We start from the raw sequence: 22,949 nt of genomic DNA on the forward strand, positions 1-22,949 counted from the left end.
AAGCGAAGCGGCGCCAGATCAGGTGTTCTGGCGCCCTTCGATCAAGCTATCGACCACGCCGGGATCAGCCAGCGTCGAAGTGTCGCCCAGAGAACCGTAGTCGTTCTCGGCGATCTTGCGCAGTATGCGGCGCATGATTTTGCCTGAGCGCGTCTTGGGCAAGGCAGGCGTCAGATGAATGTGATCAGGCGTCGCAATCGGGCCGATTTCCTTGCGCACATGCGCGCGCAAGTGAGCGACGATTGTATCTGAGACATCAGCGTCGGCATTCAGCGTAACGTAGCAATAGATGCCCTGCCCTTTGATATCGTGCAGGTATCCGACAACTGCCGCCTCTGCGACGAGATCGTGCAGCACCAGCGCGCTTTCCACCTCGGCTGTGCCCATGCGGTGGCCCGAAACGTTGATCACATCGTCAACGCGGCCCGTGATCCAGTAATAGCCATCATCGTCGCGCTTGCAGCCGTCACCGGTGAAGTACTTACCCGTGTAAGTGCTGAAATAGGTTTGCACGAAACGCTCATGATCGCCGTAGACACTGCGTGCCTGACCGGGCCAGCTGTGCGTGATGCACAGATTGCCATCTGTCGCGCCGTCCAGCATGCCGCCCTCATTGTCGACCAACTGCGGACGGATGCCGAACATTGGCAGGCCAGCGCTACCCGGTTTCATATCGTGCGCAGCGGGAAGCGTCGTAATCATACAACCGCCTGTCTCGGTTTGCCACCACGTGTCGATGATCGGGCAGCGGCCCTCACCCACCACATCGAAGTACCAGCGCCACGCTTCGGGGTTGATGGGCTCACCAACACTGCCAAGCAGCCGCAGCGAAGAACGATCGCGGCTCGTCACAAAGTCATCGCCTTCACGCATCAAAGCGCGGATCGCGGTGGGGGCGGTGTAGAGGATGTTGACCTTGTGCTTGGCGACCACGTCCCAAAAACGGCCGTGATCGGGGTAATTGGGCACACCCTCAAACACGATCTGTGTCGCACCATTCATGAGCGGGCCGTAGACGATGTAGCTATGACCGGTGACCCAGCCGATATCTGCGGTGCACCAGAACACCTCGTCTGGCTGATAATCGAAGATGTAATTAAAGGTGGTCGCCGTCCACACGCCGTATCCACCCGTTGTGTGAAGCACGCCTTTGGGCTTCCCGGTAGAGCCAGAGGTGTAAAGGATAAACAGCGGGTCTTCTGCGCTCATCACCTCACACGGGCAATCCGCGTGGGATTTGACATCATGATACCAGTGATCACGCCCGTCAGACATGGATACGTCGGCGCCGGTATGTTTGATTACAAGCACGCCTTCGACCCCGCCGGCGATATCCAATGCGGCATCGACATTGGCTTTCAGCGGCACGGATTTCGCCCCGCGCAAACCGGTATCGGCGGTCACGAGGAAGCGGCTTTCGCAATCCTCGATCCGCCCAGCCAGTGCCTCGGGAGAGAACCCGCCAAATACAACCGAATGGATCGCTCCCAGTCGCGCGCAGGCGAGCATCGCGGTCACGCCCTCGACGATATTGGGCATATAGATCGTCACCCGCTCGCCCTTGGTCACTCCAATGGCTTTGAGCGCATTCGACATCTCGATCACCGCGCCGTGCAGCTCGCGATAGGTCAGAGTGCGGCCCGGTGTCGCCGGATCATCCGGTTCAAAGATAATCGCGGTTGCGTCACCTCGGGTTTCAAGATGCCGATCCACCGCATTGTGACACAGGTTCAGCGTGCCATCTTCAAACCACTTAATATCGACCGGGTCATAGGACCAGTTGCCGCCTTGTGTCGGAGCAGTGAACCAATCTAGCCGCTGCGCCTGCTCCAACCAAAATCCGTCCGGATCGCTCAACGAGCGGGCATACATCGCCTCATATTGCTCGGCTGTGCAATGCGTCTCACGGGAAGATTCCGGGCGACGGACAAACTCGTTCATTCACTCTCTCCTATACGCGCACCGGTTTAATCGTGCTGGCGGCGCTGTCCATCATTTCAGATGGGATTTTCGGATCGAAACGAAATGGCCCCGCAAGCATCTGTGACTTGCGGGGCCGAATTGGAACTTATCTCCGTGGTGATTAGAACTGGAAGCTGAGACCTGCGCTGAGCACCCACGGGTCAAGGTTGTGCTCTGTCTCAATGGCTAGCGTGTTTCCAGCAAACCACTGGGCGGTTGTGCCGACAAAGTAGCGCTTGGCATCCAGCGTCAGACCAAAGCCGTTATCGCCAACCGGCACATCGACACCGGCCTGCAGCACAAAGCCGAATTCATCGGACAAATCGGTTTGCGTCACTCCCAGCGGGATGGTCGCCGCTCCGGGATCAACGTCCAGCCAGATAAAGTAAGCCGCGCCCGCACCGACATAGGGCTTCACACCACCGATATCGACGTGAGCCTTTGCCGTGACGGTCGCGGGGAGCAATAGGCCGTCAGACACGAGTTCCGAACCTACCGGCAGGCCCGAGACCGCATCAACATCATGCTGCGTGGTGCCAGCGATGGTCTCAATCGAGAAATTGTCGGTAAAGAAATACTCGAACGCGATCGTTGGCACGAAGTTATCGTTGGCCTCTGTATCCGTTCCTGCGGGGAGACCAACGGTGTCAACATTGACCTGATCGATTTCGCCATCAGGCAGAACCGCTGTGCCGACAACCTTCAGCTGAACTTTTCCTGCGCGATCCTGCGCGAGGGTTGGTGAACTGGCCATCGCTACTGCGGCCATTCCGAATAGGAGCAACGACTTCTTCATGATTTTCGATCCTTGATATTGCAAAGCGTAGGGAGTTTCGCTGCATCGGGCTTAGGCTTGCGCGCTGGTTGTCAGCGTCGGCCAAACGGGTGGCCTGATGGCCTAAACCGTGTGGCGAACGCACCATTGCGCCTGTCATAATGCAGCATTCCTATGAGAAGCAGTGGCCGCCCGTCGCGGCCCAGGAGATTGCCTCTCATGCGGGCGCTTTTGGTCGCTGGGGAATTTCCCGACATTGATACGGATCAAAGACGGATCGAATTTCTAAGGCCAGATCGGTGCCATTATGGCGACCATCAGCCCTTCTCCCGAGCTTGCCAGCATGGCCGCTTTCAGAGCGAGCGTTCCGTTTGGCAGTGGACCCGAGCGAACTGCCGAGCGCCTGTGCGCAGTGGGTCGCTATCAGGCTCTTTCCAAGGGGAAAGAGCTGGCCGGAAACCGGGACGAGGACCGCTTGGTCTATATAGCCGAAGGATCAGCAAAACTCATTGCATTATCTGGCGCTGCTCAGCCGGGCGACGGCGATCAAGGTGCGGACAGCGCAGTGTGTGACCATGTTCTGGCATTCCACTTTGATGGGGATATTGTATCCGTCCTACGGCAATCCGACACGGATTTTCGCCTGATCGCGCTTACTGATCTTGAGCTCGTAATCTTTCCCGCAAAGCAATTTCTGGATGTGGCGCAGGATGATCCGGTGGTGCTCCGCTCGGTTCTGACACGCTCATTGGAAGCGCTGCATCGCAGCCGTACGAAGATGATGCAGCTTGGTCACAAGTCCGCGCGGCAACGCATTGCGGACTTTCTGGTGACAATGGCCACGCGACTGACTGGCCGCACCAATGGACCATGCGAGATCACACTGCCGATGGGCCGCCGCGACATTGCCGACAGCCTTGGCCTGACGATTGAAACCGTCAGCCGCCAGTTCACCGAGCTGCGCGATGCGGGCCTTGTCGAAACCGAAGGGCGCAGCTGCGTTCGCCTGACAGACATCCGCCAACTGGCGACGGAAGCCGGAAATCCGGCTTCGACCACGAAATCTCCTCAATCTTGATCTGGATCAAATACCGCCACTCCACCCCGCGCTAATTGGCGTCAGGGACGAAAGGGATAATCGACATGGAAGCTGTAGTCGGACGTTTAGGCATGTGGGCACTGATCCTGCTTGCCTGCATAGCAGCCATCGCCGGAGCCGCTGATCTCGGGCTTCGCGATCCATATGGGGATCGTGGCGTTTGCCGTGGTGCTGGTGATGCTCACCACACTCAACCGCTATGACCCGCTGGCCAAAGCCCAAAGCATTTTCAAGATGCCGCCGGGGCCGGACAAGTATGACGACGACGTGATCCGCTGGGGCGTGATCGCGACGATGTTCTGGGGCGTGGCCGGGCTGCTTGCGGGCGTGTTCATCGCGCTGCAAATGGCGTTTCCGGCGCTCAATATCGAACCCTACCTGAACTTTGGCCGCGTGCGCCCGCTGCACACTTCGGCCGTGATCTTCGCATTTGGCGGCAACGCACTTCTGGCGACGAGCTTCTACGTCGTCCAGCGCACCTGCCGTACGACACTCGCCCTTCCAGGCATGGCCCGCTTCGTCTTCTGGGGATACCAGCTGTTCATCGTGCTGGCCGCAACCGGCTACCTACTCGGTATCACTCAGTCGAAGGAATATGCCGAGCCCGAATGGTACGTCGACCTGTGGCTGACGATTGTCTGGGTCTGCTACCTCGTTGTCTTCGTAGCCACGCTGCTCAAGCGTAAAGAGCCGCATATCTATGTTGCCAACTGGTTCTACCTCGCCTTCATTCTGACCGTTGCGATGCTGCACGTGGTGAACAACCTCGCGCTGCCAGTCAGCCTGCTGGGCGCGAAGAGTTACGGCGTGTTTGCCGGGGTTCAGGATGCTCTGACCCAGTGGTGGTATGGCCACAACGCGGTCGGGTTCTTCCTGACGGCAGGCTTTCTGGCGATGATGTATTACTTCGTACCAAAGCAGGCGAACCGTCCGGTTTACTCATATCGCCTATCGATCATCCACTTCTGGTCGCTGATCTTCCTTTATATCTGGGCCGGTCCGCACCACCTCCACTACACCGCGCTTCCCGACTGGGCGCAGACGCTGGGCATGGTGTTTTCGATCATGCTATGGATGCCCAGCTGGGGCGGGATGATCAACGGACTGATGACGCTGAACGGCGCATGGGACAAGGTCCGCACCGATCCGATCATCCGCATGATGGTGCTGGCGCTCGCCTTTTACGGGATGAGCACGTTTGAAGGCCCTATGCTGTCGATCAAAGCGGTGAATGGCCTGTCGCACTACACCGACTGGACCATCGGCCACGTCCATTCCGGCGCGCTCGGATGGAACGGTATGATCACCTTTGCGTGCGTCTACTTCCTCGTGCCCAAGCTGTGGAAGAAGGAGCGGCTGTATTCGCTGCGCATGATCAACTGGCACTTCTGGCTCGCGACGCTTGGTATCGTTTTCTACGCCGCCAGCATGTGGGTCGCCGGGATTACGCAAGGCCTGATGTGGCGTGAATACAACCCGCAGACTGGCTTCCTCGTGAACAGCTTCATCGACACCGTTGTTGCTCTGAAGCCGATGTACTGGATGCGGGCATTTGGCGGCGGGCTATACCTGCTGGGCGCGCTGATCATGGTCTACAACATCTGGATGACCATAGCGGGCAATCAACGTGCCGAAGCGCCGCTTGGTTACAACGAACATGATGAACAAGCCGACCGCCCGCTCCCGCCGCACAGCGGGGCTGCGCCCGAGCCGGCTGAATAGGATCCGGGATCATGACAGACACAACCGAAAAGAAAGAAGCCTTCGCCAGCCACAAGAAGCTGGAGCGCAATGTGACCCTGCTGGGTGCAGCTACTCTGGTGACAGTCGCCATCGGCGGGATTGTGGAGATTGCTCCGCTGTTCTGGATCGACAACACGATCGAGCAGGTTGAAGGGATGCGCCCTTACACCCCGCTCGAACAGGCCGGGCGCGACATCTACATCCGCGAAGGGTGCTATGTCTGCCACAGCCAGATGATCCGCCCGTTCCGCGACGAAGTGGAGCGCTACGGCCCTTACTCGCTGGCGGCAGAAAGCATGTACGATCACCCGTTCCAATGGGGATCAAAACGCACCGGACCCGATCTGGCACGCGTGGGCGGCCGCTATTCGGATGAATGGCATGTACAGCACCTGATCGAGCCGACCAGCGTGGTGCCGGACAGCATCATGCCATCATACAGCTTCCTCGCCGACAATGATCTCAAGATCAAAGATCCGGCGGCGAACTTGCGGGCACTGAGCGCGGTGGGTGTGCCCTACTCGGCGAAGGATATCGAGAATGCGGAAGTCGACCTGAAGGCACAGGGCAACCCCGATCTCGACGCCGGTGATCTGGAGGAGCGTTATCCCAAAGCGCAAATCCGCGATTACGATGGCGATCCGACCCGCCTGACAGAAATGGATGCCCTCATCGCCTACATGCAGATGCTCGGTACGCTCGTCGATGTGAACAGCGCCGCCGCACAGCAAGAACTGGCCGAGGAGAAAGGCCGATGAGCTTCTACGAACTCTTCCGCCACTTCGCCGACAGTTATGGGCTGGTGATGATCTTCGGCCTCTATCTGCTGCTGTGCATCTGGCATTTTCTGCCCCGCTCAAGCCAGCATGTCGACGATGCCAAGAACCTGATTTTCAAGGAAGACGATGATGTCTGATCCAAAGAACAGCAAAACCCGTATCGACGAGCCAACCGGCACCGAGTTTGTCGGCCATGAGTGGGATGGCATCGAGGAGCTGAACACCCCGCTGCCGCGCTGGTGGCTGTGGACCTTCTATGCCACCGTCGCATTCAGCATAGTCTATGTCGTGCTGTATCCTGCATGGCCGATGATCGAAAAGGCGACCGCCGGAACACTCGGCTGGTCCAGCCGGGGCGATCTGGCTGCCGACATCAAGAGCGCCGAAGCCAAGCAAGCCGACTTCCGGGCGCAGCTGGCAGGAATGAGCATAGCTGAACTGCTCGCCAATCCCGAGCTGATGCAGCGCGCGGTTGCGGGCGGCGAGGCCGCGTTCAAGGTCAATTGCGTGCAGTGCCACGGTGCAGGTGCCGCTGGGTATGCCAAGTTCGGCTATCCCAACCTCAACGATGACGATTGGATCTGGGGCGGTGATATCGACGCGATCGAATACACGCTCGTGCACGGCATCCGTTGGGAAGATTCGGACAAAACCCGCGTCAACTACATGCCCGCTTATGAAGGTATTCTGGACAAGGCTGAGTTGGCTGCGGTCACCGAGCATGTCCTGTCGCTGAGCGACAAGGGCAAGGCGAATGCCAAGGGTGCGGAAATCTACGCGCAGAATTGCGCCGCTTGCCACCAAGCCAATGGCGAAGGCGACCGCATTCAGGGTGCACCGGCATTGAACGACGCAATTTGGCTTTATGGAGACAGCAGGGAGCTGATCCAACGCCAGATTCTGGCCCCGCGCCACGGCGTAATGCCCGGATGGGCAGGACGGCTTGATCCGGTGACGATCAAGATGCTGGCAGCCTATGTCCATTCGCGCGGTGGTGGCGAAGCGACCAAGCCTGCCGAACCAGCCGATAGCGAAGCAGACGATATCGCGATGGCGGAGCGGGATAATGGCAAACGCTAACCCAACCGCTGCTGCGCCTCGCGATTGGGGCGGCGCGCTCAAGAAAGGTGGCGGCGGCTCGGGCGGACCGCCGCGCCATTCCGAGCTCTATGAAAAGCGCAAGGCAGTCCATAACAAGCGGATCGACGGGCCCTTCCGACGGTTCAAGTGGCTGGTTATGGCGGTCACACTGGCGATCTATTGGATCACGCCATGGATCCGCTGGGATCGCGGCCCCTATGCCCCCGATCAGGCGGTGCTGGTCGATCTCGCGAACCGCCGTTTCTACATGTTCGATATCGAGATCTGGCCGCATGAATTCTATTACGTGGCTGGCCTGCTCATCATGGCCGGCATCGGCTTGTTCCTGGTCACCAGCGCTGTGGGCCGTGCATGGTGCGGCTATGCCTGCCCGCAGACCGTCTGGACCGACGTGTTCCAGCATGTCGATCGCTTCTTTGACGGTGATCGCAACGCGCGCATGCGGCTCGACAAGGCACCCTGGACCGTAGGTAAGGTCGCGCGGCGCGGCTCAAAGTGGACGGTGTATCTTGTCATCAGTCTGCTGACCGGCGGCGCATGGATCCTCTACTTCGCCGACGCGCCGACCTTGTTCGTGGACTTTTTCACCGGACAAGCCGCCTTCGTTGCCTATGCCACGGTCGGCATCCTGACCTTCACCACCTTCTGGCTCGGCGGATTTATGCGCGAGCAGGTGTGCATCTATATGTGCCCATGGCCACGTATTCAGGCGGCAATGCTCGATGAGAACTCGCTGATCGTCACCTATAAGGACTGGCGCGGCGAACAGCGCGGCAGCCTGAAGAAAGCGCAGAAAGAGCCTGAAAAGTACGGCGACTGCATCGACTGCCGCGAATGCGTTGCGGTGTGCCCGACGGGGATCGACATTCGCGAAGGTCAGCAGATCGGTTGCATCACCTGCGCATTGTGCATTGACGCCTGCGACCGCGTCATGAAGGATATCGGTCGCCCGCGAGGGCTCATCGACTATGCGACTCTAGAGCAATGCGAGGTCGAGGCTGGTGGCGCTCCCGCACAGCCGGCTTGGAAAGCGCTGCTGCGCCCGCGCACCTTCATCTATTTCGGCATCTGGGGTGCAATTGGCGTTGCGCTGCTGTTCTCGCTCGGCACGCGCACGCACACCGACCTAACCGTCTCGCCCGATCGCAACCCGCCCTTCCTGCTGATGAAGGACGGCGCGGTGCGAAACGCCTACACCTTACGCCTGCGCAATATGGAAGCGCGCCCGCGCGATATGGAAGTGGCTCTGGTTGGCCTTCCCGAAGGATCGGTGATGTGGACCGACGCCGTCAGCCGCGATGATGCTGCCACCAGCCAGACCATCGAAGTGCCCGCAGACGGCATTCAGGTCGTGCGCGCCTATGTCACCGTGCCCGCAGGCGAGAGCGCGAGCGAGTTCGATTTCCGCCTCACCTCGCTTGACGAACAGGCCGAACGCGATGCGGTGACCACCAAATTTGCCGGAGCAGGAGACACGCCATGAGCACCACAAACCGCAAAGGCCCCTTCACTGGCAAGCATATGCTGATGGTCATGGTCGGCGGATTTGGCATCGTGATCGCGGTCAATTTCTACATGGCAAGCCTTGCCGTGGGGGGTTTTCACGGGATCGTGGTCGAAAACTCCTATGTCGCGAGCCAGAAGTTCAACGATTGGATCGACGAGGCCGAAGCCGACAAGGCGCTGGGCTGGGAAGCGACGGCTGCGCGCGATGCGGATGGCTTTGTCACTGTCACCACGCAAGGTGTGCCAGAAGCCGCCGATCTGACCGCCGAACTGCGCCGCCCGTTGGGTGAGCGCGAATACGTCTCGCTGATCTTCGCGCCCAATATCGAAGGTACTTATCGCTCGACCACCCCGGTCGAGCCGGGCCGCTGGACCATGCGGCTCACCATCAAAGCGGCGGGCAGCGACTGGACCGGGGAAAGCGAGATCCGGTGAACGCACCCATCGCCCTTGATGATCTGCACGAGGTCGAACAGGTTAGCACCCGTTTCTCGGTGCCGGGAATGCGCTGCGCCGGGTGTATCGCCAAGATTGAACGCGAATTGCCCAAACAACAGGGAGTCGCGGCAGCGCGGGTGAACTTCTCGGCAAAGCGGGTCGCAATCGAGCATGATCCGGCACTCGACGATCTGGCTTTGTCGCAAATGCTGCTCAAACTCGGTTTTGAGTCACAAGCGATTTCGGACAATCCGCTCGGCTCGGACGACAAAGAGCGAAAGCAGTTGATGCGCGCCGTGGGCGTTGCCGGGTTTGGCATGATGAACATCATGCTGCTCTCGGTCAGCGTCTGGGCCGGAGCCGAAGGCGCGACGCGAGAGCTGTTTCATTGGCTTTCAGGCCTCATCGCCCTGCCCGTCATTGCCTATTCGGGCCGTCCATTCTTTGCCAGCGCGTGGATGGCGCTCAAATACCGGCGCACCAATATGGACGTGCCGATCTCCATCGGGGTGCTGCTCGCCACAGCCTTGAGCGTTTACGAGACCGTCGAAGGGGGCGGACACGCCTACTTCGAAAGCGCGGTCATGCTGCTGTTCTTCCTGCTGATCGGCCGGGCGCTGGATGCAGCGATGCGCACCAAAACACGCGCCGGAATCGGGGCTCTGCTGGGCCGGATGGGCAAGAGCGCGAGCGTCATCGCAGCGGACGGCAGCACCTCACGCCTCCCTGCCGACCAGTTGGAGCCAGACATGCTGGTGCTCGTCGCCGCCGGAGAAGCGCTCGCCGCTGATGGCGTGATTGAGGATGGCAGCAGCGCGATCGATAACGCGATGCTGACCGGCGAAAGCACACCTGAACCCGTCGGCGTGGGCAGCGAAGTCCATGCCGGAGCAATCAACCTTGGTTCACCAGTCCGCGTGCGGGTAACGGCAGTTGCCGGCGACACAACACTCGCCGAAATCGCGCGGCTGATGGACGAGGCAGGCCAATCACGCAGCGCCTATGTCCGCATCGCCGACCGCGCCAGCCGCCTCTACGCACCCGCCGTCCATTCGCTCGCGTTGATCGCATTCATTGGCTGGATGATTGCCGGTGCGGGTTGGCATCAATCGCTGGTGATTGCGATCGCTGTGTTGATCATCACCTGCCCCTGCGCCTTGGGGTTGGCTGTTCCGACAGCGCAGGTGGTGGCGTCCGGCGCGCTGCTCAAACGCGGGCTGCTGGTGAAGGATGGCAGCGCGCTCGAGCGTCTTGCTGAATGCGATGTGGCCTTGTTTGACAAGACCGGCACGCTGACACTGGGCGAGCCTCGCCCCGATCTCTCGGAACTTAGTGCACAGGCGCGCTCGATCGCGCTCGGCCTAGCCCAAACCAGCCGCCACCCGCTCAGCCGTGGTCTCACCACCGCGTTGCGCGCCGAGGGCGTCGAGCCTGCATCACTGACCAAAGTCAAAGAAGTCAGCGGCGAGGGCCTGATCGGCGAATGGAACGGGGTCACCGCCGCACTGGGCCGCCCCGACACCGCCTCATCCTCGCTTGCCACACGGCTGAGCATTGGTGAGACCAGGTACACGATCAGCTTTAGCGATCCGCTGCGCCCCGATGCGCAAGCCACCATCACTGCGCTCGCGGAACAGGCCATCGAAGCCAGCATCATTTCGGGTGACCGCAACGAAGCGGTTGCCGCGGTGGCGGGGGCACTAGGGATCAGCGCCTCCGCTTCCGCAAGCCCGGAAGGCAAGATTGCAGCGCTTCAAGCCCTTCACGACGCGGGTCACAAACCGTTGATGGTAGGAGATGGCCTCAACGACGGCCCCGCCCTTGCCGCCGCGCACGCCTCCATTGCCCCCGGCACCGCCAGCGATGCCAGCCAACAGGCCGCCGATGCGGTTTTTGTGGGAGAGAAGATGATGCCGGTTGCTCTCGCTATCCGCGTCGCACGGGCAACCATGCGCATCGTCCGACAGAACTTTGGTTTCGCCATCGGGTATAATGTTCTCGCCGTCCCGCTCGCGCTGTTCGGTTATGTCACCCCCCTCATCGCTGCCATCGCCATGTCGATCAGCTCGCTCGTAGTGGTAGCTAATTCGCTGCGACTGGCGGGAAGCGCAAAGGAGCCCAGGTCATGACAGGTCTTGCTTTCCTCATTCCCATCGCTCTCGCCATGGGCGCGCTCGGCCTCGCCGCATTCCTGTGGTCGATGAAAAGCGGCCAGTATGACGATATGGACGGCGCGGCGAACCGCATCCTGATCGACGAGGAGACGCCGGAATGAACCTCTCCTCCCTCGCCTTTATCGCTCTGATTCCGATGATCACCGGGCCACTGCCCGTAGCGGAGAGGACGATCACCGCCACCATGTGCGGAGGAGGAGTGGTCGAGATTCCTCTTGGAAAGCGCGATCAGGAATTGCCCAAGGATTGCCACCAAAAGGGATGCCATGCGGGCAATTGTCGCCAAAAATCCAAACGAGCAATTTGATTTCGCGCAAAGACGGGCAGCTTCTCGACCGCTCTAAGGTCTGCATGTGGACTTATCATTCAGACCTGCTCGAAACGCCGGTGCCGCGTTACACCAGCTATCCCACCGCCGCTGACTTCGGCCCGCTTGAGAAGGGGCTGATCGACAAGTCTATCGAGCGCGCGAGCGGGGATATCTCGCTCTATCTCCACATCCCGTTCTGCGAGAAGATCTGCTATTATTGCGGGTGTAACACCGGCGCATCGGGCAAGCGTCAACGACGCGAAAGCTACCTCTCCGCCCTGCACAACGAGATCGAGGTTGTCGCGGGCAAGCTACCCGCAGGCGCGCGAGTGCGCCGCATCGCCTTTGGCGGGGGCAGCCCCAACGCCATCGAACCGCGCGAGTTCATCGACCTGGTCGACGCGATCCACCGCAATTTCCGCCTCGCAGACACCGAATGGTCGATTGAACTCGACCCGCGGAGCATGTCGAGCGTGTGGGGCGAAGCCATCGCTGAGGCGGGCATCACCCGCGCTAGCATGGGGGTGCAAACCTTCGCCGCACATCTCCAGACAGCAATAGGCCGCGAACAAAGCGATGCGCTGATCTGCCGCAACATAGACTGGCTTCGCGGCGCAGGCGTCACCTCGCTAAACTTTGATCTGATGTACGGCCTGCCAGGACAAGCGCAGGAGGACCTCGGCGACAGCCTCGAATACACCAAACTGCTGGGAGCAGACCGGATTGCGTTGTTCGGATATGCCCATGTCCCGCACTTGGTCGCGCGGCAGAAGATGATCGATGCGAGCAACCTGCCGGGCGCTGAAGCGCGCTTTGCGATGGCGGCACATGGCTTCGAATATTTGACCCGGGAAGGTTATCAGGCGGTCGGCTTTGACCATTTCGCCCTTCCCAAAGATTCCATGGCCGAGGCAGTGCGCGAAGGAACTCTCAGGCGCAATTTTCAGGGCTTCACCGATGACCAGTCGGATGTGCTTATCGGCCTCGGCTCCTCGTCAATCAGCGGCTTTCCCGAGCTGCTGGCACAGAACGAGAAGAACAATGGTCGGTACCGCATGCTGTCTTCGCAAGGACGGCTTTCGGCGGCGCACGGCATTGTCCGCTCGGCGCAGGATCAATTGCGCGGGCGCGTGATCGAGGCGCTGCTGTGCCACAACAGCGCGACGCTCTCGCCTTGCCTGCTTACAGCTAGCCAAGGCGCACTGGCGCCGTTCGTGGATCGTGGGCTAGCGACGTTGGATGGTATGCAGCTGACTATCACACCCGACGGCCTGCCCTACGCGCGCGTGATCGCCTCACTGTTCGACAGCTACCGCGCCGACACGCAGCACCGGTTCAGCACTGCGATCTAGGCCAATGAACTAGGACAGCGCGGCGAGGGCTTCCGGCGTATCGATATCGGCGAGCCATTCGGGTGGGCACTCGATGGCCTGTGCGTTGCGAAGCAAATAACCAGCGCCGCGATCTCCTGAAAGCTCGCTCAGCACATCAAAGTGGTCACTTCCAAAAAAGGCAGGAGGCATGTTGGCATTCCTGTCAAACGAAGCGAGGATTGCCTCGTTTCCGGCAGCCCGTCCCCGCTCGCTCAGTTCGAGAAAATGCTCTCGCGGGACCAGCGGCATATCGGCGAGCGCAATCAGCATCGCATCCATTCCTGCGCGCCTAGCCAAGCGCGCAGCAACGGCGACAGAGGTTCCCATGCCTTCATCGGCGTTCGGATTTTTGACAACCGAGAAGCCAGAAGCTTCCCAACGAGGCCTGCAGACATGATCGAGGCTGGAAGTGATGATCACACGTTTATGGGCAGCAACATGAGACAGCGTGTCGGGCACATGAAGCCCAACCGGCTCACCGCGAAAAATTGCGCTCAGCTTGTCCTGATGACCGAACCGCCGAGACTTCCCCGCTGCGAGAACAGCGATCGCTAGACGAAAGTCATCAGCCAAGTGCAGCCTCGAAGTCAGTGTCCTGATACGCACGGATCACTTCGGCCAGTGTGGACAGTGCCAAGGTCTGTGGGTCGCGCGAGGAGTGAAACACACCAATCGGCGCGCGGATCGTGTCGATCTTTTCTTGGCTTACACCCTTGGCGAGCAGAGCCTCGGTGCGGAACGCATGCGCTTTGCGCCCGCCCATTGCGCCGATGTAGAAATGCGGCTGCTCCAATGCATGAGCCATCAGCTCGATCTCCCAATCATGATCGTGGAACAGGAAGATCGTGGCAGTCCATGCATCGCTCAGCAGCAGGTCGGTCTGGCTGGTGCGGTCCAGTAGCAGACTGTGGATCGCATGCTCGCCCAGTTCTTCGATGACCGCGCTATCCGGTGTCAGGACTCGCAGCGCGCAGCCATGCGTGCGGGCCAATTGCGCCAAGGCGCTAACACCTGCGCCGTGACCGATAATTTGCAGCTTGGGCATCGGCCATTGCCCGAAGGTTGAATGCCCAGTTTCCGGATCGAAAGACGCAGGCCACCAGCGCCCAATATGCTCCGCACCGTCCTCGCTGATGCGGATGGCAAACGGTTCCCGTCCCCTTATAGAAGCGACGCAATCGGCAGCGAGGAAGCTTTCCTGCAAGGGCTGAAAATGCAGGTCCAGCCCGCCCCCGCACGGCAGCTTGATATCTAGATAGGGCGAACCAGCACCGAACCGTACCATGCGCGGCGCATCGGCTTTCAACGCATTAAGCGCCTCGGCCACCACAGCTTGCTCGATACACCCACCGGACAACGATCCAGCAAAGCTGCCGTCTGCGGCCACGCCCATCACAGTGCCGGGGTTGCGCATGGAGGAGCCTTCAACCGCGCACACGGTAATCAGCACGCTGCGTTCCCTGCGCAGGCGACACTCTTCCAGAAACTCGAAGACGCTGGCCTGCTCCATGCGGGGGCCGGTGCTCTTACTCGCTCAAGCTGCGCAGATAGGCGACAATCGCAGCGCGTTGCTCAACATCGGTCACACCGCCCGCGACCATGCTGGTCCCCTCGACATACCCATTGGGATTGGCGAGGAATTTATCGAGCGAGGCGATGTCCCATGTGATGCCCGAAGCCTTGAGCGCATCGGAATAGGCGAAGTCATCCAGCGCGCCAGCCTCGCGACCGACCACGCCGTAGAGGTTTGGCCCAGCCATCGAAGCTGCGCCTTGCTCGGCAACATGGCAGCCCGAGCAGGATGCAAAGGCGGCCTTACCAGCCGCCACAAGATCTCCCGCATCGGTTGAAGGAGCGGAAACAGGCGTAGCGCCCTTGCCAGGCTCACTGACCACGATCTGCTCGACCGGCTCGGGGGCCGGATCACTGCCACACGCCGTGAGTGTTAGAACAAGCGCGCTCGCGCCGAGAATTGCACCTTTGTGCATCGTTAAACCCATCTCAGAACGCCTCACGCAAACTGCTTCGCAATTGGCAATTCGCGCAGGCGTTTGCCGGTTGCTGCAAAGATCGCGTTGGTCAGAGCAGGCGCTGCCGGGGGCAATCCTGGCTCACCCGCACCACCAACGGGAACATCTCCCGAATTGATGATAGCCACCTCGATATTGGGCGTCTCGTTCATGCGCAGCATCTTATAATCGTGGAAGTTGCTCTGCTTGATCGCGCCGTCCTCCAGGTCCAGCTCGCCGTACATCGCAGCGGTCAGGCCGTAGACGATGCCGCCTTCAATCTGGTTCCTGAAGCCATCGGGGTTCATCACATAACCCGCGTCGCATGCGGCCCAGCAATTGGTCATTTGGGGTTTGCCAGAAGACATATCGACCTCGATCACTTCGGCCACGATGCTGCCAAAACTCTCGACAATGGCCACGCCCTTGCCGATGCCTTCGCCGGTTTCCTCGCCCCAGCCTGACATTTCGGCGACCTTCTCAAGCACGGCCTTATGACGCGGTGATTTGCCGAGCATGGCCATCCGATACTCGACCGGGTCTTTACCTGCCGCAGCAGCCGCTTCATCGATAAAGCTCTCTATGAAATAGCCGTGCTGTGAGTGGTCAACCGAACGCCACGCCGCAAAGGGCAGGTGCAATGGCGCTTCGGCGACGCGCACCTTCGTGTTCGGGATGTCATAGATACCCGGCACGCTCGCCTCGGCGGGATCATTGCGCTGGGTGAAGATGTTGTCATAGGCGACCAGCTTGCCGCCCTTGTCCAATCCGCCTTTGAAACGGCTCAGTTCTGCAGGGCGGTAGAGCGCCTTCTGCGTGTCTTCCTCACGGCTCCAAACCGATTTGACCGGATAGCCTGTCGCCATCGCAATCCGCACCGCCATCGTCGCGTAAACCGCTTCAAGACGCCGCCCGAATGACCCACCGAGAAAGGGGTGGTGTACCGTGATATCGTCTTTGGAAAGCCCGGTCGCGTCGGAAATCGCCGAGCGCACCATCAGTGGCACCTGCGTGCTGGTCCACACATCGGCCTTCCCGTCTTTCACGAAGGCCGTGCAATTGATCGGCTCCATTGGTGCGTGGGCGAGATAGGGCGCCTTGTATTCGGCTTCGAGTTTGGTCTCGGCACCATCAAAGGCAGCCTTGGCATCGCCTTTGGACGCTGCTTCTTCGCCGCCGTCTTCGCCTGCTTCGTCGATCGCCTTGGCGTAGGCGTCAAACTGATCCTTGGTGGTCTTGATCGGGCTTTCAGCCTCGCTCCACTCCACGTTTATTGTGCCCAGCGCCATCTGCGCCTGCCAGTAACTGTCCGCCACAACCGCGACGAAATCGCCCATATTAAGGATCTGCAAGACTCCGCCCATTTCCTTGGCGCGGGTTGCATCCATGCTTTTGACAGTCTGCCCCGGCACCGGAGGACGCACGGTTGCAGCATAGGACAGCTCTAACCCGTCAGGTGCTGCATCCATCCCGAATACCGCGGTGCCATCGACCTTGGACGGGATATCGGTGCGCGCCTTGCTCTTGCCCATCAGGCGGTATTCGGCAGGCTTCTTGAGTACCGGCGTCTGATCCATTGGTTGCTCAGCAGCTTTCGCAGCGAACTCCGCATAGGGCGCCGATTTGCCCGATGCTTTGTGGATCAGCATACTGTCGCGCGTTTCGATTTCGTCAGGGGAAACGCCCCATTCCTCTGCCGCTGCACCTTTCAGCATCTTCCGCGCCGCAGCACCCGCAATGCGCATCGAATGTTGACCCGTGGTGCGGATTGAGGACGATCCGCCCGTGATCAGCACGTCAGCGAACCGGCCGATCTGCGTGAACAGCCCGTCCCAAGTCGGCTCCAGCCAATCGGCGGCGTGCATCGTAAACGGCGCGACAAACATGCGCGCGGTATCACCGACGACATAGCTGCCATCGGTCGGCGCTTGCATCACTTTGACTTTGTCCCAAGCGGCATCGAGCTCGTCCGCCAGCATCTGACCCAGAACCGAATGTGCACCTTGCCCCATCTCGCAGTGCGGGACGATCGCTGTGACGATATTGTCGGCGTCGATCTTGACCCAGCTGTTGATCAGCTGCTCGCCTTCGCCGCCTGCGACCTTTGGCATCAGCGCATCAATCGGGTTACCCGGACGCACACCCACGCCGATCAACAGACCGCCGCCCGCCAAAATGCCAGCGCCGATAAATCCGCGGCGACTCCATTTGGCGAGTTTGCCGCGTTCTTTTTTCTCAGGAGAAGTTTGGTCGTTCATGGCTCAAGCCTCCTCTTCGCGCGGCTCGAGTTGACCCGATGCGACTTTGATCGCGCGGCGGATGCGTGTGTAAGTCCCACAGCGACAGATATTGCCCGACATGGCCTTGTCGATGTCTTCATCACTCGGCGTTGGATTGTCGCGAAGAAGAGCGGTCGCGCTCATGATCTGACCCGATTGGCAGTAACCGCATTGGGGCACCTGCTCGCTGATCCATGCCTTCTGGATCGCGCTGAGCTCTCCATCCGGACCAGCCACGCCTTCAATGGTCGTAATCGCCCGGCCCTCGGCTTCGGAAATGGGTGTCGAGCAGGAGCGAACCGGCTGACCATCCAGATGCACAGTGCAAGCCCCGCATTGCGCAATGCCGCACCCGAACTTGGTGCCATTCATGCCCAACTTTTCGCGCACGACCCATAGAATCGGCATCGCCGGATCGACTTCGGCAGAAGTCTCCTTACCGTTGAGGGTGAAACTGGCCATTGCTGCTCTCTCCGACTGATCGCTGGGTTTCTTGACGCAACTTATCTTGCCGGAAGGTCAAAGGGAAGAGTGCCCTCTCAAATTGCTCCGGCTGCGGCGAGGATTGACCGTGTGCCCAGCCCTGCGGCGACCAAAAGCACACCTATCCCGATGGCGTTGGCCAGCCTACCATTGGCGTATTCACCAAGAATGCTCCGCTGGTTCATGGCGTAGAGCAGAAAGCCGGCGATAATCGGTAGAAGTAGACCGTTAGCGAACTGCGCGGAGAGTATGATTGTGACAGGTTTGATACCTGTCAGGGCGAAGCCTGCGCCGCAGACAATCACACTCAGCGCAATCAGGCGCATAGCGAGGTCCCGTTTCTCGGGCGCGATCTGGAATATCTCGCTGATCGCATAGCCGGTCGCGAGCGGCGCGGTGATAGTGCTGGTCAGGCCCGCAGCAAACAGCCCCGCCCCCATCAAATACTTGGCACTTGGCCCGAACAGCGGTTCGAACTGTTTGGCCATATCGGCCGCGCTTTCGACCTCTACGGAAGCGGCAAATAGGCTCGCGGCGGCGGTCGAGACGATAAGAATGCCAATCAGCCCGCCCAGGCCGATTGTGACCATCGTATCGGTACGTGCGGCAGCAAGATCTTCTGCGCCTGCCCACTTCTCGCGCACCGCGCTGGCGTGAAGGAACAGGTTGTACGGCACCACCGTAGTGCCGATCAGCGCGACAATCGTCAGAAGGGCGCCATCCGGAATGGTCGGCAACGCCAGCCCCGCGAAAAGCGCCGCGATATCGGGCCGCACGATCACAAAGGTGGCGATAAAAGCGATCGCCATAAAGATCACCAGTACCACAAGAGCTTTCTCGATTTGACGATAGGTGCCTGACCACAGCAGCAGTGCGGCGAGGATCGAGATGACGATAACGCTGCCCTGAAACACACCGTCGCTTTCACCGCCGATGGCAGCAATGCCGAGTGCTGCGCCTGACAAGTTCCCCGCTTCATAAGCCGCATTGCCAAGATACAGCGCCACGCACACCAGGCCGATCAAAGGCCACCGCCATGGCGAGGCGCGCAGTAATTCAGCCAGCGTTTCACCCAGCCCCTTCTGCGTCACCACGCCCAGCCGCGCGGACATCTCTTGCAAGGCCATCGTCGCCAGTGTTGCAAACAGAAGCGCCCAGAGCAGAGCATAGCCGAAATTCGCGCCCGCCAATGTGCAAGCGGTGACTGTGCCGGGCCCAATAAAGGCCGCCGTGACAAGCGCGCCGGGCCCCGAATTCTTGAGGCGCTGGAAAATACTCATGTTTCGACTCTACTCCCGAATCCACCGCCGGTGGGCGATTGAATGGTGATGCGATCTCCGGGGCTGACGACTGTCGCATCGCAGCCCATAAGAGGCACGCGCGCGCCATCACGCTCAACCCAATTCGCACCGGTCAAACCGTCGTCGCCGCCCGCAATTCCCTTAGGTGCCACCGCGCGGTTTTCGGACAGGATCGAGCATTCCATCTCTTCAAGGAAACGGATTGTGCGAGCTATCCCGTCGCCAGCACACCACTCGCCCTTGCCGCCGGACCCGCGGCGGATCGAAAACTCGTCGAGTACGACCGGATATCGCGCTTCCAGCACCTCGGGATCGGTCATGCGGGTGTTGGTCATATGCGTGTGCACCGCCGCCGCCCCGTCAAAGCCCGGCCCGGCTGGCGCGCCCGAACAGATCGTCTCGTAGTACTGGTGGCGCTTATTGCCGAAGGTGAGGTTGTTCATCGTCCCCTGGGAGGTGCCAAGCCGTCCCAGCGCGGCGAAAAGCGCATCGGTAATCGCCTGACTGGTTTCGACATTACCCGCGACCACGGCGGCGCTGTCATCGGGATTGAGCATTGATCCTTCGGGTAAGATGATCGTGATTGGCTTCATGCATCCCGCATTCAAGGGAATGTCATCATCGATCAGACAGCGGAAGACATAGAGCACCGCTGCACGCGTCACCGCTGGTGGCGCGTTGAAGGCATCCGCCTGCTGCGCGCTAGTGCCCGTGAAATCGACGACCACACTACGGCCTGTGTGATCTGGGCGAATGGCTACGCTTATATGAGCGCCGGAATCGCGGTGGATGGTGAAACTGCCTTCATCCAGTTCATCGATCACTCGGCGCACCGCAGCCTCGGCAGTGTCCTGAATGTGGCCCATATAGGCGTGTACCACCTCCAGCCCGTATACCGCGACAAGCTTGCGCAGCTCTTTCGCGCCAGCGGCATTGGCGGCGACTTGCGCCATTAGGTCGGCCACGTTCTGCGCGATGTTGCGAGCGGGATAGTCGCCCGCACCAAGGATTGCCTCGATCCGCTCGGCCTGGAACACACCGCCTTCAACCAGCTTCACATTGTCGAGCAGCACACCCTCATCGCCGATGCTCTTACCATGAGGCGACATCGAGCCGGGGCTGATCCCTCCGATATCTTCGTGGTGCGCACGGCTGGCGAGGTAGAACAGCACCGCCTCCCCCGCTTCATCAAACACAGGTGAAACCACCGTCACATCGGGTAGGTGCGAGCCGCCCTTGTGCGGATTGTTGTGCACGAAGGCATCGCCCGGTGCGATCACCTGCCCGCTCTCGACAATCGTCTTCACGCTGGCATCCATCGAGCCAAGATGCACCGGCACGTGTGGGGCATTGGCGACGAGATTGCCTGTCGGATCGAATATCGCGCAGGAGAAGTCGAGCCGCTCCTTCACATTCACCGATTGCGAGGTGTTGCGTAGAACAATGCCCATTAGCTCTGCAATCGACATGAAGAGGTTGGCGAAGATCTCGAGCGTTACGGGATCAAACGCGGTGCTGCGTGTCTGCTCCATACTGGCCGAGGCGGTGTGCTCGATCAGCAGGCAGCCATCTGCATCAACGCGCGCCTCCCAGCCCGGTTCGATGATGGTTGTACCCGTGTCCTCGGAAATGATCGCAGGTCCCTTGACGTGGTGACCATGGGCAAGCTTTGCTCGCGCAAACAGCGGCGCCTCGCGCCATTCTCCTCCTGAATAGAAGCGGGTGACAGTTTCGGGCTCAGGTGAATGCGCCGCAGAGGCACTGGAGACGATAGGATCGACAGCAGCTCCTTCGCTTGCGCTCGCAACGATAACTGTATCGAGCACCAGCTGCTTCTCGGGTGCGAAAAAGCCGAATTGCTGGCGGTGCAAGCGCTCGAACTCCGACCTCATCGCCTCGACCGAACCGATTTGCACTGGGATCGCCGTCTCGGTTCGAGCATAATGAACCATTGCGCTGGCGTTATGGGTGGTGGTTTCCGCGAATACACCTTGCTCGCCCAGAGCCTCAACATTTTCCTGGCGCAACTCGGCGACGGTCTGCCTTGCGCTTTCGATGGCCTCTTCGGACAAGTTCGCGTTGATGACACGTTGGCCTTCGACCTCGGTCTTGGCGAGACCCATGCCGTATGCAGACAGCACGCCCGCGAAAGGGTGAACCATAATGCTTGCGATGCCGAGCCGCTCGGCGACAAGGCAGGCGTGCTGCCCGCCCGCTCCGCCAAAGCAATTGAGCACATAGTCCTTCACGTCATGCCCGCGTGCGGTTGAGATCTGCTTGATCGCCTGCGCCATATGCTCGTTGGCGATGGCAAGAAAGCCTTCCGCCACTTCTTCAGGCGAGCGCCCATCGCCCAGTTCCTCGGCAATGGCAGCAAAGCCATTGCGAGAGGCTTCGGCATCGAGCGGTTGTGACTGATCAGGGCCGAAGATTGCAGGAAAATGCTTGGGTTGAACCTTACCCAGACACGCATTGATGTCGGTCACTGCCAGAGGACCGCCCCGCCGGTAGCACGCTGGCCCAGGATCGGCGGCCGCGCTCTCAGGGCCGACGCGCAGCCTCCCGTCCTCGTAGCGCAGGATGGACCCGCCGCCCGCGGCAACCGTATGAATATTCAGCATCGGTACGCGCATTTTCGCGCCTGCAACTTCGGTATCATAGACCTTTTCAAACATCCCAGCGTAGTGCGACACATCGGTCGAAGTGCCGCCCATGTCGAAACCGATAACCCTATCGAAACCGGCACGTTTGGCGGTTTCGACACAACCGACCACTCCGCCAGCGGGTCCCGACAGGATCGCATCGCGCCCACGGAATTGCGCAGCGTCGGTCAGCCCGCCAGAACTCTGCATGAATTGCAGTTGGCCCGGTGAGGGCTCTTCAGCGAACGCCCCTGCCACGCGGTCGACATAGCGGCGAAGGATGGGCGTAAGGTAGGCGTCTACCACGCTGGTTTCCCCGCGCGGGACGATCTTGGACAGCGGGCTGACTTCGTGGCTGACCAACACCTGCGAAAACCCGACCTCGCGCGCGATCTGGGCCAGTTGACGCTCATGCGCGGGATGGAGATAGGAGTGCATCAAGACTATAGCGATGGCGCGCAGACCGCTTGCATAAGCTGATCTCAATTCTTCGCGCGACTGCTCCACATCGATAGCGACTTCAACCGCCCCATCTGCCCGGACACGCTCGACGATTTCGACGACATGGGCGTACAGCGGTGCGGGCTTTTCGATCTTGAGCGCGAAGGTATCGGGCCGCGCCTGTGTGCCGATCTCCAGAACATCGCTCAGCCCTTGCGTGATAGCCAAAATGGTCGGTTCCCCTTTGCGCTCCAAAAGAGCGTTGGTCGCGACCGTTGTTCCCATACGGATGGCGTCAATGGTGTCGAAGCTCAGTGTGTCCTCACCGGTCAGTTCGCGCATCCCGTGCAAGGCTGCATCTTCGTAGTGCTCTGGGTTCTCCGAGAGGTATTTGCGGGTGAGCAATTCACCGTCGGGCGAGCGGGCAACGATGTCAGTGAAGGTGCCCCCTCTATCGATCCAGAATTGCCATCCTTCGCTCATGGTTAGTTGATGAAACACCTCCGAAGACTTGGCAATTGCTCGACTTCAATT

20 protein-coding genes are annotated in these 22,949 nt (G+C 60.1%); 11 read left to right on the forward strand and 9 right to left on the reverse strand.

Annotation, left to right across the window (positions count from 1 at the left end):
- Positions 1–18 precede the first annotated feature (18 nt).
- Complete coding sequence (acs, locus tag AC0V6K_RS03170; protein ID WP_472624704.1) at positions 19–1,941, reverse strand: acetate--CoA ligase; 1,923 nt, start codon at positions 1,939–1,941, stop codon at positions 19–21.
- 142 nt (positions 1,942–2,083) lie between these two features.
- On the reverse strand, positions 2,084–2,758 hold the full coding sequence (locus AC0V6K_RS03175) for an OmpW/AlkL family protein (RefSeq protein ID WP_472624706.1): 675 nt from the start codon (positions 2,756–2,758) through the stop codon (positions 2,084–2,086).
- Positions 2,759–3,044: 286 nt separating this feature from the next.
- Between AC0V6K_RS03175 and AC0V6K_RS03180 the strand changes: the two genes are divergently transcribed.
- From AC0V6K_RS03180 to AC0V6K_RS03230, 11 genes are all read left to right on the forward strand, one after another.
- Positions 3,045–3,815, forward strand: coding sequence for a Crp/Fnr family transcriptional regulator (locus AC0V6K_RS03180; RefSeq protein WP_472624710.1), 771 nt, complete (start codon positions 3,045–3,047; stop codon positions 3,813–3,815).
- A gap of 165 nt (positions 3,816–3,980) precedes the next feature.
- Complete coding sequence (ccoN, locus tag AC0V6K_RS03185; RefSeq protein WP_472624712.1) at positions 3,981–5,558, forward strand: cytochrome-c oxidase, cbb3-type subunit I; 1,578 nt, start codon at positions 3,981–3,983, stop codon at positions 5,556–5,558.
- An 11-nt stretch (positions 5,559–5,569) separates the two neighbouring features.
- On the forward strand, positions 5,570–6,337 hold the full coding sequence (ccoO, locus tag AC0V6K_RS03190) for a cytochrome-c oxidase, cbb3-type subunit II (RefSeq protein WP_472624714.1): 768 nt from the start codon (positions 5,570–5,572) through the stop codon (positions 6,335–6,337).
- Positions 6,334–6,495 carry a cbb3-type cytochrome oxidase subunit 3 gene (locus AC0V6K_RS03195; protein WP_472624716.1) on the forward strand — a complete coding sequence of 54 codons (162 nt, stop codon included), beginning with the start codon at positions 6,334–6,336 and terminating at the stop codon, positions 6,493–6,495. Before ccoO ends, AC0V6K_RS03195 begins: the two co-directional genes overlap by 4 nt.
- Positions 6,488–7,438: a cytochrome-c oxidase, cbb3-type subunit III gene (gene ccoP, locus AC0V6K_RS03200; RefSeq protein WP_472624718.1), complete on the forward strand. Its 951-nt coding sequence runs from the start codon at positions 6,488–6,490 to the stop codon at positions 7,436–7,438. Before AC0V6K_RS03195 ends, ccoP begins: the two co-directional genes overlap by 8 nt.
- Positions 7,425–8,942 carry a cytochrome c oxidase accessory protein CcoG gene (ccoG, locus tag AC0V6K_RS03205; protein WP_472624720.1) on the forward strand — a complete coding sequence of 506 codons (1,518 nt, stop codon included), beginning with the start codon at positions 7,425–7,427 and terminating at the stop codon, positions 8,940–8,942. The genes ccoP and ccoG overlap by 14 nt, the downstream gene beginning before the upstream one ends.
- Positions 8,939–9,400 (forward strand): FixH family protein, encoded by a 462-nt coding sequence (locus AC0V6K_RS03210; protein WP_472624722.1) that lies wholly within the window; start codon positions 8,939–8,941, stop codon positions 9,398–9,400. The genes ccoG and AC0V6K_RS03210 overlap by 4 nt, the downstream gene beginning before the upstream one ends.
- On the forward strand, positions 9,397–11,532 hold the full coding sequence (locus AC0V6K_RS03215) for a heavy metal translocating P-type ATPase (protein ID WP_486172547.1): 2,136 nt from the start codon (positions 9,397–9,399) through the stop codon (positions 11,530–11,532). The genes AC0V6K_RS03210 and AC0V6K_RS03215 overlap by 4 nt, the downstream gene beginning before the upstream one ends.
- Complete coding sequence (ccoS, locus tag AC0V6K_RS03220) at positions 11,529–11,678, forward strand: cbb3-type cytochrome oxidase assembly protein CcoS (RefSeq protein WP_472624724.1); 150 nt, start codon at positions 11,529–11,531, stop codon at positions 11,676–11,678. Before AC0V6K_RS03215 ends, ccoS begins: the two co-directional genes overlap by 4 nt.
- A complete protein-coding gene (locus AC0V6K_RS03225) occupies positions 11,675–11,884 on the forward strand; it encodes a hypothetical protein (RefSeq protein ID WP_472624726.1) in 210 nt (69 codons plus the stop codon). Before ccoS ends, AC0V6K_RS03225 begins: the two co-directional genes overlap by 4 nt.
- A 44-nt stretch (positions 11,885–11,928) precedes the next feature.
- A complete protein-coding gene (locus AC0V6K_RS03230; protein ID WP_472626008.1) occupies positions 11,929–13,239 on the forward strand; it encodes a radical SAM protein in 1,311 nt (436 codons plus the stop codon).
- 9 nt (positions 13,240–13,248) lie between these two features.
- Here the strand turns inward: AC0V6K_RS03230 and AC0V6K_RS03235 are convergent, their stop codons facing one another.
- The 7 genes from AC0V6K_RS03235 to AC0V6K_RS03265 form a co-directional block, all read right to left on the reverse strand.
- Positions 13,249–13,833, reverse strand: coding sequence for a nucleotidyltransferase family protein (locus AC0V6K_RS03235; RefSeq protein ID WP_472624728.1), 585 nt, complete (start codon positions 13,831–13,833; stop codon positions 13,249–13,251).
- Positions 13,826–14,770, reverse strand: coding sequence for an XdhC family protein (locus tag AC0V6K_RS03240; RefSeq protein ID WP_472624730.1), 945 nt, complete (start codon positions 14,768–14,770; stop codon positions 13,826–13,828). The genes AC0V6K_RS03235 and AC0V6K_RS03240 overlap by 8 nt, the downstream gene beginning before the upstream one ends.
- A 16-nt stretch (positions 14,771–14,786) precedes the next feature.
- Entirely contained in the window at positions 14,787–15,248 is a 462-nt protein-coding gene (locus AC0V6K_RS03245; protein ID WP_472624732.1) for a c-type cytochrome, read from the reverse strand.
- 23 nt (positions 15,249–15,271) lie between these two features.
- Positions 15,272–17,527 (reverse strand): xanthine dehydrogenase family protein molybdopterin-binding subunit, encoded by a 2,256-nt coding sequence (locus AC0V6K_RS03250; protein ID WP_472624734.1) that lies wholly within the window; start codon positions 17,525–17,527, stop codon positions 15,272–15,274.
- A 3-nt stretch (positions 17,528–17,530) separates the two neighbouring features.
- The gene (locus tag AC0V6K_RS03255) at positions 17,531–18,010 is read right to left on the reverse strand and encodes a (2Fe-2S)-binding protein (RefSeq protein ID WP_472624736.1); all 480 of its coding nucleotides are present in this window, start codon (positions 18,008–18,010) and stop codon (positions 17,531–17,533) included.
- 77 nt (positions 18,011–18,087) lie between these two features.
- Complete coding sequence (locus AC0V6K_RS03260; RefSeq protein WP_472624738.1) at positions 18,088–19,311, reverse strand: Nramp family divalent metal transporter; 1,224 nt, start codon at positions 19,309–19,311, stop codon at positions 18,088–18,090.
- A complete protein-coding gene (locus tag AC0V6K_RS03265; protein WP_472624740.1) occupies positions 19,308–22,898 on the reverse strand; it encodes a hydantoinase B/oxoprolinase family protein in 3,591 nt (1,196 codons plus the stop codon). Before AC0V6K_RS03265 ends, AC0V6K_RS03260 begins: the two co-directional genes overlap by 4 nt.
- Between the last annotated feature and the right edge of the window lie 51 nt (positions 22,899–22,949).

The organism is Erythrobacter sp. S43, from assembly GCF_057364955.1.

Coding starts and splice junctions, on each gene's coding strand:
- acs (WP_472624704.1), bottom strand. CDS start 1,941: ATGAACGAGTTTGTCCGTCGCCCGGAATCTTCCCGTGAGACGCATTGC.
- AC0V6K_RS03175 (WP_472624706.1), bottom strand. CDS start 2,758: ATGAAGAAGTCGTTGCTCCTATTCGGAATGGCCGCAGTAGCGATGGCC.
- AC0V6K_RS03180 (WP_472624710.1), top strand. CDS start 3,045: ATGGCGACCATCAGCCCTTCTCCCGAGCTTGCCAGCATGGCCGCTTTC.
- ccoN (WP_472624712.1), top strand. CDS start 3,981: ATGGGGATCGTGGCGTTTGCCGTGGTGCTGGTGATGCTCACCACACTC.
- ccoO (WP_472624714.1), top strand. CDS start 5,570: ATGACAGACACAACCGAAAAGAAAGAAGCCTTCGCCAGCCACAAGAAG.
- AC0V6K_RS03195 (WP_472624716.1), top strand. CDS start 6,334: ATGAGCTTCTACGAACTCTTCCGCCACTTCGCCGACAGTTATGGGCTG.
- ccoP (WP_472624718.1), top strand. CDS start 6,488: ATGTCTGATCCAAAGAACAGCAAAACCCGTATCGACGAGCCAACCGGC.
- ccoG (WP_472624720.1), top strand. CDS start 7,425: ATGGCAAACGCTAACCCAACCGCTGCTGCGCCTCGCGATTGGGGCGGC.
- AC0V6K_RS03210 (WP_472624722.1), top strand. CDS start 8,939: ATGAGCACCACAAACCGCAAAGGCCCCTTCACTGGCAAGCATATGCTG.
- ccoS (WP_472624724.1), top strand. CDS start 11,529: ATGACAGGTCTTGCTTTCCTCATTCCCATCGCTCTCGCCATGGGCGCG.
- AC0V6K_RS03225 (WP_472624726.1), top strand. CDS start 11,675: ATGAACCTCTCCTCCCTCGCCTTTATCGCTCTGATTCCGATGATCACC.
- AC0V6K_RS03230 (WP_472626008.1), top strand. CDS start 11,929: ATGTGGACTTATCATTCAGACCTGCTCGAAACGCCGGTGCCGCGTTAC.
- AC0V6K_RS03240 (WP_472624730.1), bottom strand. CDS start 14,770: ATGGAGCAGGCCAGCGTCTTCGAGTTTCTGGAAGAGTGTCGCCTGCGC.
- AC0V6K_RS03245 (WP_472624732.1), bottom strand. CDS start 15,248: ATGCACAAAGGTGCAATTCTCGGCGCGAGCGCGCTTGTTCTAACACTC.
- AC0V6K_RS03250 (WP_472624734.1), bottom strand. CDS start 17,527: ATGAACGACCAAACTTCTCCTGAGAAAAAAGAACGCGGCAAACTCGCC.
- AC0V6K_RS03255 (WP_472624736.1), bottom strand. CDS start 18,010: ATGGCCAGTTTCACCCTCAACGGTAAGGAGACTTCTGCCGAAGTCGAT.
- AC0V6K_RS03260 (WP_472624738.1), bottom strand. CDS start 19,311: ATGAGTATTTTCCAGCGCCTCAAGAATTCGGGGCCCGGCGCGCTTGTC.
- AC0V6K_RS03265 (WP_472624740.1), bottom strand. CDS start 22,898: ATGAGCGAAGGATGGCAATTCTGGATCGATAGAGGGGGCACCTTCACT.